At 64.4% G+C, this 11,005-nt stretch carries 8 protein-coding genes; 1 reads left to right on the top strand and 7 read right to left on the bottom strand.

Going from position 1 to position 11,005, the window contains the following annotated elements; translation table 11 throughout:
- Nucleotides 1–16: 16 nt before the first annotated feature.
- From PG899_RS04150 to ilvG, 7 genes are all read right to left on the bottom strand, one after another.
- Nucleotides 17–1,138, bottom strand: a complete 1,122-nt coding sequence (locus PG899_RS04150; RefSeq protein ID WP_179101421.1) for a hypothetical protein — start codon at nt 1,136–1,138, stop codon at nt 17–19.
- A gap of 152 nt (nt 1,139–1,290) precedes the next feature.
- Nucleotides 1,291–2,397 carry a porin OmpA gene (ompA, locus tag PG899_RS04145; protein WP_043164013.1) on the bottom strand — a complete coding sequence of 369 codons (1,107 nt, stop codon included), beginning with the start codon at nt 2,395–2,397 and terminating at the stop codon, nt 1,291–1,293.
- A gap of 247 nt (nt 2,398–2,644) precedes the next feature.
- A complete protein-coding gene (gene ilvA / locus PG899_RS04140; RefSeq protein WP_011707857.1) occupies nt 2,645–4,165 on the bottom strand; it encodes a threonine ammonia-lyase, biosynthetic in 1,521 nt (506 codons plus the stop codon).
- A 3-nt stretch (nt 4,166–4,168) separates the two neighbouring features.
- Nucleotides 4,169–6,010 (bottom strand): dihydroxy-acid dehydratase, encoded by a 1,842-nt coding sequence (gene ilvD, locus PG899_RS04135; RefSeq protein WP_077096287.1) that lies wholly within the window; start codon nt 6,008–6,010, stop codon nt 4,169–4,171.
- Between the two features lie 146 nt (nt 6,011–6,156).
- Nucleotides 6,157–7,101 (bottom strand): branched-chain amino acid transaminase, encoded by a 945-nt coding sequence (locus PG899_RS04130; RefSeq protein ID WP_024945526.1) that lies wholly within the window; start codon nt 7,099–7,101, stop codon nt 6,157–6,159.
- A 12-nt stretch (nt 7,102–7,113) separates the two neighbouring features.
- A complete protein-coding gene (ilvM, locus tag PG899_RS04125; RefSeq protein WP_005306810.1) occupies nt 7,114–7,365 on the bottom strand; it encodes an acetolactate synthase 2 small subunit in 252 nt (83 codons plus the stop codon).
- Complete coding sequence (gene ilvG / locus PG899_RS04120; RefSeq protein WP_077096286.1) at nt 7,362–9,008, bottom strand: acetolactate synthase 2 catalytic subunit; 1,647 nt, start codon at nt 9,006–9,008, stop codon at nt 7,362–7,364. Before ilvG ends, ilvM begins: the two co-directional genes overlap by 4 nt.
- Nucleotides 9,009–9,391: 383 nt before the next feature.
- Between ilvG and PG899_RS04115 the strand changes: the two genes are divergently transcribed.
- Nucleotides 9,392–10,906 (top strand): YifB family Mg chelatase-like AAA ATPase, encoded by a 1,515-nt coding sequence (locus PG899_RS04115; protein ID WP_045525911.1) that lies wholly within the window; start codon nt 9,392–9,394, stop codon nt 10,904–10,906.
- Nucleotides 10,907–11,005 lie beyond the last annotated feature (99 nt).

The following is an 11,005-nucleotide window of genomic DNA, read 5'->3' as shown; positions in this document are numbered from 1 at the left end:
CATGCGGGTGCAGGGGTCAGACCCGCAGGTCGACCTGCTGCACCCAGCCTCCCTTGCCCTGCTCGGTCACATAGAGACCGGACTGGCGCAACACCCCCTGATTGCAGCTTTCCCCCAGATGGTTGAAGGGGGTATCGAGAGGATGCAGCAGGATGGCGCCGATCCCCAGCTCCACCAGGGCGATGGGGGACTGTTCCGGCTGCCAGAACTGCAGCGCCGAGAACTGGCTGTCCCGCTCGTCCAGCACCCCGTTGCCATCCTCATCCAGGGTCGCCAGCTCACCAAAACCGTTGCCAGAGCGGGCCCCAAACAGCTCGCCACCGTCATCTATGGTGCCGTTGCCGTTGCGATCCAGCGCCACGAAGCCGCTCCCTTCACTCAGGCCGGGCAGGCTGTCCGCCTTGCCATCCTGATCGATGTCGAAATTGACCCGGGCGTCGGTCAGGCCGGCTATCTTGCCGTCCAGGCTGAGCACCAGCGGATCCTTGAGGGCATTGAGGGTGGTGCGGCGCTGACTGATGTCGAGCTGGCGCCAGTCCAGCACAAAACCGAGATCCAGCTGCAGGGTCTGACCATCCTGGGTCTGCAAGTTCGCCGCCGCCACCACGTTGAGCTGCTCTTTTTGCAGCAGACTGTCGGTCACCTCCACCAGCTGATCCGGCTCGGTGGCGGACGGGGTCCCCTCACCCGTCGGCACGGGGACTCCCTCCGCGCTCTGGTCGGCCGGTTTGATCGGGTCCGGCAGCTCTATCTCGTGGCCCAGCATCGCCTCGATCATCAGCTTGATGAGCCGCTGGCGGTTGTCGAGCCCGTCGTTGGGAATGCCATCCTGTTCGCCCTTGCCGGTCTCGGCAGGCTTGGCGGGGGCCGGTGCGGGGGCCGCTGGCACCGGGCCGGCAGCAGTGCGGCTGGCCATCTGCAGCGTCAGCAGGCTGCTGCGGGTGAAGGTGAGCTGGCTGCCGCCGGCAGCGGGCGTCGAGTCCGCCGGCGCCGTGGCAGGGGACTGCGCCTGGCTGGCAGCCGGTACGGGGCCGAGCCGGCGCACCTTGCGGGACTGCGCCTGTTGCTGCAGGTATTGCACCTCCCCCTGGAGGTCGTAGTGATCGATGCGCATATCTTCGCCCTCGGCGCCATACATCTGGTCAGTTATCGACCAGTTGCCGAGGGGGGCTTAACACCGATTGGCTATATCAGGGGGCTGCTGCATCGGCATCCGCACATAACCGCCCCCGCTGGCGGCAATGAAAAGGGAGGCCTGAGCCTCCCTTGTCGTTCATGTTGTCACCGTGGTCATTGCGCCGGTTGGGAGACACCTTCCAGCCGCACTTCCACCCGCCGATCCGGTGCCAGACAGGCGATCAGCGCCGGTTTGGAGCCGCTGCTGCAGTTGTTGCCGGTGATCGGAGAGGACTTGCCGCGCCCCTCGACCCGCACCTTGTCGGCAAACAGTCCCTTGGCGATCAGGTAATCGGCGACGCTGCGGGCGCGCTGCTCGGAGAGCGCCTGGTTGTAGGCGTCGGAGCCTATGCGATCGGTGTGGCCGATCACGGTTGCCACCCCGTCTTTCGGATTGGCCGCCACTATCTGGCTGAACAGGTTGTCGAGCGCCTGGCTGGCAGCCGGCTTGAGGGTCGCCTTGTTGAACTCGAACAACACGTCCGAGCTCAGGCTGAAGGTCTTGGGCACCACCACCACGGCGGGAGCAGGCGCCGCAGCGGGGGCCGGTGCGGGCGCCGCCACTTCGCCGCCCTGCTGGCCGAAACGATAGAGCATGGCGAAGGCCAGCATGCCGTTGTCCATCTCGATGCCGGAACGATCGAGGGAGGTATCCCCGAGCGGGGTGGTGTACTGGTATTCGAGGCGGGCGGCCCAGTCACGGTCAATGGCGTATTCGGCCCCCAGCGCCCCGACGAACACGGCGCCATGCTTGTTGCCGGTATCCTTGATGAAGTCGGTGGCCGTCTGGGCCGACAGTTCGCTGTTGGTCCAGGCGTAACCGCCGCCGATCCGGCCGTAGAGATCCAGCGCATCGTTGACCGGGAACCCTATCTTCATGGTGGTCTGGATCATCTGGCTCTTGGCTTCCCCTTCCACCCTCACCCCGCTCAATTCGCCGGACGAGGTGTACTTGCCGAACCAGTCATAACCGAATTCGAAGCCCAGGTTGGGGTTGAGCTGATAGCCGGCAAAGGCGCCCAGCCCGAGCGTATCCTTGCTGGTGCTGGTGTTCTGCAGCGCCCCCAGGGTGTCGGAGACGACCTGCTTCTGATCCACGTCGAAGAACTTGGACCAGCCGGCCTTGCCGCCGGCGTACCAGGTGTTGTCCTGAGCGGCAGCCTGCACGGCCCCGCTGACGAGCAGGCCGCTGACCAGCACGGCAAGTATCGATTTGTTCATGGTGAAAGCCTCTGCAATGAGTCGTGATGGGCGCTCTTGCGCCTCTCTTCCCTGATGGGGCAAACCCGGCCCCGTCCATCAGGTTATCCCATCTGTTGCCAGCCTCAAATGACTTGGGACTCAAGAGTGTGAAGCGCCCGGCATTCCCGGCAGGAAAACGCCCCATGCAGGGGGTATCCGCGGATGTGCCGGCCAGCGCCATGAAAAAGGGAGGCCAATGGCCTCCCTCTTGCTGCTTGCAACCCACCTAGCTGGCCAGAAACAGCCGGTAGGCGGGGTCGTCGCTCACCTCTTTCCAGCCGTAGCCAATCTCGTGCAGGTAGTCGTGGAAGGCCGCCACGTCTTCATCAGGCAGCTCGAACGCACAGAGCACCCGGCCATAGTCGGCACCGTGGTTGCGGTAGTGGAACAGGCTGATGTTCCAGCGACAGCCGAGGGTCTCCAGAAAGCGCATCAGGGCGCCCGGTTGCTCCGGAAACTTGAAGCTGTAGAGGCGTTCACCGAGGGGCCGGGCCGGGCGGCCGCCAATCATGTAACGCACGTGGTTCTTGGCCAACTCGCTCTCGGTCATGTTGACCACCGGATAGCCGTTGCCGCCGAGCTGATCGATGATCTGGCCCAGCTCCTCGTCACCGCCGGTGAGGCGCACCGAGACGAACAGCGACGCCTGCTCGGCATCCGCATAGCGATAGTTGAACTCGGTCACCATGCGCGGCCCGAGCTGACGACAGAAGTCGAGGAAGGCCCCCTTGCGCTCGGGGATGGTCACCGCCAGCATGCCCTCACGCTTCTCGCCGATCTCGCAGCGCTCCGACACGTAGCGCAGGCTGTGGAAGTTGACGTTGGCGCCGGACAAAATGGCCGCCATCCGTCCCCCTTTCACTTGCTCCCGCTCGCTGTAGGCCTTGAGGCCCGCCAGCGACAGGGCCCCCGACGGCTCGGCGATGGCGCGGCAGTCGTCGAAGATGTCTTTGAGCGCGGCGCAGATCTGGTCGTTGGAGACGGTCACCACCTCGTCCAGATACTGGTTGCACAGGCGGAAGGTCTCCTCGCCGATGCGCTTGACCGCCACCCCGTCCGCAAACAACGAGACCCGCTCCAGATTGACCGGCTCGCCGGCCGCCAGCGCGGCTTTGAGGCAGGCGGAACCCTCCGCCTCCACCCCGATCACCTTCACATCCGGCAGCAGCTGCTTGATGTAGACCGCCACCCCGGCGGCCAACCCGCCACCGCCCACCGGCACAAACACGTGGGTGAGGTGGGTATCCTGCTCCAGCAGCTCCTTGCCGATGGTGCCCTGCCCGGCGATCACCTCGACGTCGTCAAACGGCGGGATCAGGGTGTAGCCCTCCAACTCGGCGAGGCGGCGGCTCTCGCCGTAGGCCTCATCGAAGCTGTTGCCAAACAGCATGACGTTGCCGCCCTGACGGCGCACCGCGTCGATCTTGATGTCCGGCGTGGTCTTGGGCATCACGATGATCGCCTTGATACCGAGCTTGGCGGCCGACAGGGCGACCCCCTGGGCGTGGTTGCCGGCGGAGGCGGCGATGACGCCGCGCGCCTTCTGCTCCTCGGTCAGGGTAGCAATCTTGTGGTAGGCACCGCGCAGCTTGAAGGAGTGGACCGGTTGCAGGTCCTCCCGCTTCAGGCTGACGTGATTGCCGAGCCGCTCGGAGAGTTTCTTCAGGGTTTGCAGGGGGGTGACCCGCGCCGCCTCATAGACGGGGGAGAGCAACACCTTGCGTAGATAATCCGCCGCAGAGACCATGGTTTATTCCCCCAGCAGAGTGCGATCGCGCACCGCACCTTTATCGGCACTGGTGGCGAACATGGCGTAGGCGCGCAGGGCAAAGGAGACCTGACGCTGACGATCGAGCGGCTTCCAGCCACGAGCCTCGACGGCGACGCGGCGGGCAGCCAGCACGCTGTCGGCTACCTCCAGCACCATGCTGCGGGCCGGGATGTCGATGTTGATGATGTCGCCGTCCTCCACCAGACCTATGGTGCCGCCGGAGGCCGCCTCCGGCGACACGTGGCCGATGGAGAGACCCGAGGTGCCGCCGGAGAAGCGGCCATCGGTGATCAGGGCGCACGCCTTGCCGAGCCCCATGGACTTGAGATAAGTGGTGGGGTAGAGCATCTCCTGCATGCCTGGGCCCCCTTTCGGGCCTTCGTAGCGGATCACCACCACTTCACCGGCCTTGACGGTGCCATCCAGAATGCCGGTGACCGCCGTGTCCTGGCTCTCGAATACCCGGGCCGGGCCACGGAAGGTGAGGTTCTCCTCATCCACCCCGGCGGTCTTGACGATGGCACCGTTCAGCGCCAGGTTGCCAGCGAGCACGGCCAGGCCCCCTTCCAGGCTGTAGGCGTTGTCCAGCGAGCGGATGCAGCCTTCTGCTCTGTCCAGATCCAGCTCCGGCCAGCGGCAATCCTGGCTGAACGCCTTGGTGGTGCGAATCCCGGCCGGCCCGGCGCGGTAGAAGTCCACCACCTCCTGACTGGGCTGGCGGCTGACGTCGTATTCGGCCAGCAGCTCCACCAGCGAGGTTCCCAGCACGTTGCGGGTATCCCCGTGCACCAGGCCTGCTTTTTCCAGCTGGCCCAAGATGGCGACCACGCCGCCGGCGCGGTGTACATCTTCCATATGGTACTTCTGGGTGGAGGGCGCCACCTTGCAGAGCTGGGGCACCTTGCGCGACATGCGGTCGATGTCGGCCATGGTGAAGTCGACACCCGCCTCCTGGGCCGCCGCCAGCAGGTGCAGCACGGTATTGGTAGAGCCGCCCATGGCGATATCCAGCGCCATGGCGTTCTCGAACGCCGCCTTGGTAGCGATGTTGCGCGGCAGTGCCGAGGCATCGTCCTGCTCATACCAACGCTTGGCCAGGGTCACGATGCGCTGGCCCGCCAGCTTGAACAGCTGCTCGCGGTCACTGTGGGTTGCCAGCAGCGAACCGTTGCCAGGCTGGGACAGACCCAGCGCCTCGGTCAGGCAGTTCATGGAGTTGGCGGTGAACATGCCGGAGCAGGAGCCGCAGGTGGGGCAGGCACTGCGCTCCACCTGTTCGCTCTGGGCATCGGAGACCTTGGGGTCGGCGCCCTGGATCATGGCGTCCACCAGATCCAGCTTGATGATCTGGTCGGAGAGTTTGGTCTTGCCCGCTTCCATCGGGCCGCCGGAGACGAAGATCACCGGGATGTTGATGCGCAGGGCGGCCATCAGCATCCCCGGGGTGATCTTGTCGCAGTTGGAGATGCAGACCATGGCGTCGGCGCAGTGGGCGTTGACCATGTACTCCACCGAATCGGCGATAAGCTCCCGCGATGGCAGGGAGTAGAGCATGCCGCCGTGGCCCATGGCGATGCCGTCATCCACGGCGATGGTGTTGAACTCCTTGGCCACCCCGCCGGCAGCTTCGATCTCGCGCGCAACCAGCTGGCCCAGATCCTTGAGGTGGACGTGGCCCGGCACGAACTGGGTGAAGGAGTTGACCACGGCGATGATGGGCTTGCCGAAATCCTGATCGGTCATTCCGGTGGCGCGCCACAGGGCGCGGGCCCCGGCCATGTTACGTCCGTGGGTGGTGGTGGCGGATCTCAACTTCGGCATTGTCTCTACTCCCTGAATGCCCAGCGGGCTCATTATCTTTGGAAATGAAAAAGTGACTCTCGGATCGGGAATCGATCCTGGTAAGGGCACAGCGCAGTGCCCTGACCGGAAGCGACTCGGGGAGGCATGACGCCTCCCCTCTCTCATCAGTCGTTGACGGGCGTCAGCCAACCCCACTTGTCTTCGGTCTGGCCGTTGAACAGGCCGAAGAAGGCGTTTTGCAGCTGCTCGGTCACCGGACCGCGGCAGCCAGCACCCACCTTCATCCGATCGACGGAACGCACCGGGGTCACTTCTGCCGCCGTACCGGTCATGAAGATCTCGTCTGCCACATAGAGCGCCTCGCGGGGCAGCGCCTGCTCGCGCACTTCGTAACCGAGATCGCGGGCCAGCGTCATGATGGTGTCACGGGTGATGCCGGGCAGGATGGCGGCAGTAGCGGGCGGGGTAAACAGCACGCCGTTCTTCACCAGGAACAGGTTCTCCCCCGCCCCTTCGCTCAGGTAGCCGTTCACGTCCAACGCCAGCCCCTCGGCGAAGCCGTTGCGCTTGGCCTCGCGACTGATCAGCTGGGAGGAGAGATAGTTGCCGCCCGCCTTGGCGCCGGTGGGAATGGTGTTGGGTGCGAGCCGGTTCCAGGAGGTGACGCACACATCCACCCCGTTTTTCAGCCCCTCTTCCCCCAGATAGGCGCCCCACGGCAGGGCGGCCACCATCAGGTCGGCCTTGGCATCCAGCGGCGGATGCAGCCCCAGCCCCACGTTGCCGACAAAGGCCAGCGGGCGCAGGTAGCCGCTCTTCAGGCCGTTCTCGCGCACCACGGTGCGGCAGGCTTCATTCACGTCGGCCTCGCTGTAGGGGACGTCCATCCAGTAGATCTTGGCGGAGTCGAACAGGCGGCGGGTGTGCTCCTGCAAGCGGAAGATGCAGGTGCCCTTGGGGGTGTCGTAGGCACGCACCCCTTCGAACACCGAGGAACCGTAGTGCAGGGCGTGGCTCATCACGTGCACCTGGGCGTCCTGCCAGGGCACCAGTTTGCCGTTGAACCAGATGTATTGGGGATGAGTGGCGGATTGGGAAGGCTGTGACATTGGCTTGGCTCCTTAAGCTCTGATCCGGGGTTGCTGTTCCAGTGCATCGACCCGGGAAACGTCCACCAGCTTCACCAGCTGGCTCCACAACTGCTGGATGGGACGCACCGACTCGACAGTAACCGTGATCCGCAGTTGTTGGCAATCCTGCTCCATGTTGAGGGCGCAGAGGTTGAAACCGCGGTGACGAACCACCCGCAGCACCCGCTCCATCACTTCGGGTCTGGGCTGGGCATGGATTTGCAAGGTATTGAACTGACTCATGGGCGTTGCTCCATCATCTGGTGGTTGGCGACTCCTGGCGGAACCAGGGGCCAGACGTTTTCTTCCTCTGAAATGGCCACATGCAGCAGGTAGGCACTCTCGCTTGCCAGCAGGCGATCGAGGGCGCCGGCTATCTGGTCCTTGCATGTGATGGTTTCGCCGGGGATGCCGAAGGCGGCAGCCAGGGCGATGAAATCGGGGTTGTCGGAGAGGATGGTCTCGCTGTAGCGGCCGTCGAAGAACAGCTCCTGCCACTGGCGCACCATACCGAGACGCTGGTTGTCCAGCAGCACCATCTTCACCTTGAGCTGGGCCCGGCGGATGGTGCCAAGCTCCTGCACGTTCATCATGAAAGAGCCGTCACCGCTCACCAGTACCACTTCATCCTCCGGGCGCGACATCTTGGCGCCGATGGCGGCCGGCAGACCGAAGCCCATGGTGCCGAGACCGGCGCTGGAGAGGTGGTTGCGCGGGCTGGTGAAGCGCATGTGCTGGGCCACCCACATCTGGTGTTGACCCACGTCGCAGGCCACCACGCTGGTCTCCGGCAATCTGGCGGAGAGCTGCTTGAGCAGCGCCGGAGCATAGATGGGCTGGCCGGGATGGTCGTAGCGAAAGGCATACTCGCGGGCCATGTTCGCGCAGTGCTCACGCCATGGGTCGATGGCAAGGGACATGGCGAGGCGCGGCAGCACCTGTTTCAGATCCTGAGTGATGCCCACCTCGGCGGCGCGGCGCTTGCCGAACTCGGCGGCGTCCACATCCAGATGGATCACCTTGGCTTCGGGGGCGAACTCCTCCAGCTTGCCGGTCACCCGATCATCGAAACGGGCACCCACCACCAGCAGCAAGTCACACTGCTGCACCGCATAGTTGGCAGCCTTGGTACCGTGCATGCCAAGCATGCCGAGATAAACGGGGCTGTCAGGGTCGAGCGCACCGATCCCTTTGAGGGTGGTGACCGCCGGCATGCCGGTGGCGGCGGCAAAGTCACGCAGCTGCTGCTCCGCATTGGCCATGCCCACTCCGCCGCCGACGTAGAGCACCGGGCGCTCGGCGGTGGCCAGCAGGGTGCGGGCGGCCGTCAGTTCGGCCTGGCTCAGATGTTCGGGCTCAGCCACCGCAAACAGCGGGCTCTGGGTTGGCACCTTGGCCAGTTGCACATCCTTGGGCAGGTCGATCAGCACCGGGCCCGGGCGCCCTTCACTGGCGATGGCGAAGGCTTCGGCGATGACCTGCGGCAGATCGGCCACGTCAGTCACCATGAAGGAGTGCTTGGTGCAGGAGAGGGACATGCCGAGCACGTCGACCTCCTGAAACGCATCAGTGCCCACGGCAGCGCAGGACACCTGACCGCTGATAGCCACCAGCGGCACCGAATCGAGCAGCGCCTCCGCGAGGCCAGTCACCAGGTTGGTGGCGCCAGGGCCGGAAGTGGCGATGCAGACGCCCACCTGACCAGAAGCACGGGCATAACCCACCGCCGCCATGGCGGCACCCTGCTCGTGGCGGCAGAGCTGGTGGGCCAGGCCACCGTCATACAGGGCATCGTAGACCGGCATGATGGCCCCGCCCGGGTAACCAAACACCTGAGTCACACCCTGTTGCTTGAGAGCCTGTACCAAAAACTGCGCGCCGTTCATCTGGAAAATCCTGTCCTGTGGTCGAAAAAAAACCCCCGAGCTGTGAGGCTCGGGGGTCGCTTGTTTCGTTCTGTCCGGTGGTGGGTCTATCCCTTGTTCCGTGCAGCTAAACGAGCCCCGAGCGGTGAGATAATAATCACCACTAGGACCACAATAATGCTGACGAAACGGGAGGCCATGTTCATAGTTACAACCGGAAATCCTGTGAAATTGGGCGGTTTTTACCGCGAATGGCTATTAGAACTAGCACGGTGTTTTTTATTGGGCAAGCGTTTTTTGCCTGACAAGACTCTGATTTTGACTGAGTCCGAACGCGTCGATTGGAACAAAAAACTAATAAAAAACGGTTAACCAGCATATACATCAAACCAAGGACGGGATTTATGTCATTAGCTGTGGTTTATAGCCGTGCCAGCCTAGGTGTCGCGGCCCCGCAAGTGACGGTGGAGGTGCACCTCTCCAACGGTTTGCCCGCCTTCAACATGGTGGGCCTGCCGGAAACCTCGGTGAAGGAGTCGCGGGATCGGGTGCGCAGCGCCCTGCTCAACGGCAATTTCGAGTTCCCGAGCAAACACATCACGGTCAATCTGGCTCCCGCCGATCTGCCCAAGGAGGGGGGCCGTTTCGATCTGGCCATCGCCATCGGCATTCTCGCCGCTTCCAAGCAGATACCCGCAAAATACCTGCTCGATCACGAATTTTTAGGTGAGCTGGCCCTGACCGGCGAGATCCGTCCCGTGCTCGGGGTGCTGCCCGCCGTGCTCGCCTGCCGGGATGCTGGGCGCACTCTGCTGGTGCCGCGAGAGAACGGCCCCGAAGCCTCGCTAATCCAGGACGCCGAAGTGCGCACCGCCCATCAGCTGCTGGCCGTCACCGCCTGGCTGGCGGGCCAGTACGAGCTGCCGCTGCCGGATCCCCAGACCACGGAGGCCCTGCCCGATGTGCCGGACCTGCAGGACGTGATCGGCCAGTCTCAGGCCAAGCGGGCGCTGGAGATCGCTGCCGCCGGCAGCCACAACCTGCTGTTCATCGGCCCGCCCGGCACCGGCAAGAGCATGCTGGCCAGCCGCTTGCCCGGTATCTTGCCGCCGCTGAGCGAACAGGAAGCGCAGCAGACCGCCGCCATCCATTCCATCGGCGGCCTCACCCCACGCGCCGGTCACTGGCATCACAGGCCCTATCGCACGCCCCATCACAGCGCCTCGGCGGTGGCGCTGGTGGGTGGTGGCAGCCACCCAAGGCCCGGCGAAATTTCGTTGGCCCACAATGGGGTGCTGTTTCTGGATGAACTGCCCGAGTTCGAGCGCAAGGTGCTCGACTCCCTGCGCGAGCCGCTGGAGACCGGCCATATCACCATCAGTCGGGCCGCCCGCCAGGTGGATTTTCCCGCCCGCTTCCAGCTGGTCGGCGCCATGAATCCCAGCCCTTGCGGCCACTATGGCGATGGCCAGACCCGCTCCAGCCCGGATCAGATCCTGCGCTACCTCGGCAAGCTCTCCGGCCCCTTTCTCGACCGCTTCGACCTGACGGTGGAGGTGCCACTGCTGCCCAAGGGCAGCCTGACCGGCAAGGCGGAGCGGGGAGAGTCGAGCCAGCAGATCCGCGAACGGGTGCTGGCGGCACGGGAGCAGATGCTGAACCGCAACGGCAAGCTCAACAACCTGCTTGATAGCCGTGAAATCGAAGAAATTTGCCGCTTATCACCGCAGGATGCCGAGTTTCTGGAGAACGCCATCCAGAAGCTGGGGCTCAGCATCCGGGCCTGGCATCGCATCCTGCGGGTGTCGCGCACCATCGCCGATCTGGCAGGACGGCAGGCCATCGAGAAGGAGCACCTGATCGAGGCGCTCGGCTACCGGGCCATGGACCGGCTGCTGTCGCGGCTGCGCAGCGGCTGATACGGGGCAGGAAGCGACCGCGATGGCCCCTTACATGGTCTCGCGGGCCATCGGCTGATATTATGGCCACAGATCTGACCACTTGATGGCCCCTTATCG

The sequence above is a fragment of the Aeromonas sp. QDB39 genome, from assembly GCF_027707585.1.
In the GTDB taxonomy this organism is placed as follows: domain Bacteria; phylum Pseudomonadota; class Gammaproteobacteria; order Enterobacterales; family Aeromonadaceae; genus Aeromonas; species Aeromonas hydrophila.
The sequence above is the reverse complement of the archived record's forward strand: the minus strand, read 5'-3'. Positions and strand labels throughout refer to the sequence as shown.

What these genes read in the sequence shown, in the direction of transcription:
- ilvM (WP_005306810.1), bottom strand. Translation starts at nt 7,365, where the DNA reads ATGAGTCAGTTCAATACCTTGCAAATCCATGCCCAGCCCAGACCCGAA.
- ilvG (WP_077096286.1), bottom strand. Translation starts at nt 9,008, where the DNA reads ATGAACGGCGCGCAGTTTTTGGTACAGGCTCTCAAGCAACAGGGTGTG.
- PG899_RS04150 (WP_179101421.1), bottom strand. Translation starts at nt 1,138, where the DNA reads ATGTATGGCGCCGAGGGCGAAGATATGCGCATCGATCACTACGACCTC.
- ilvD (WP_077096287.1), bottom strand. Translation starts at nt 6,010, where the DNA reads ATGCCGAAGTTGAGATCCGCCACCACCACCCACGGACGTAACATGGCC.
- PG899_RS04130 (WP_024945526.1), bottom strand. Translation starts at nt 7,101, where the DNA reads ATGTCACAGCCTTCCCAATCCGCCACTCATCCCCAATACATCTGGTTC.
- ompA (WP_043164013.1), bottom strand. Translation starts at nt 2,397, where the DNA reads ATGAACAAATCGATACTTGCCGTGCTGGTCAGCGGCCTGCTCGTCAGC.
- PG899_RS04115 (WP_045525911.1), top strand. Translation starts at nt 9,392, where the DNA reads ATGTCATTAGCTGTGGTTTATAGCCGTGCCAGCCTAGGTGTCGCGGCC.
- ilvA (WP_011707857.1), bottom strand. Translation starts at nt 4,165, where the DNA reads ATGGTCTCTGCGGCGGATTATCTACGCAAGGTGTTGCTCTCCCCCGTC.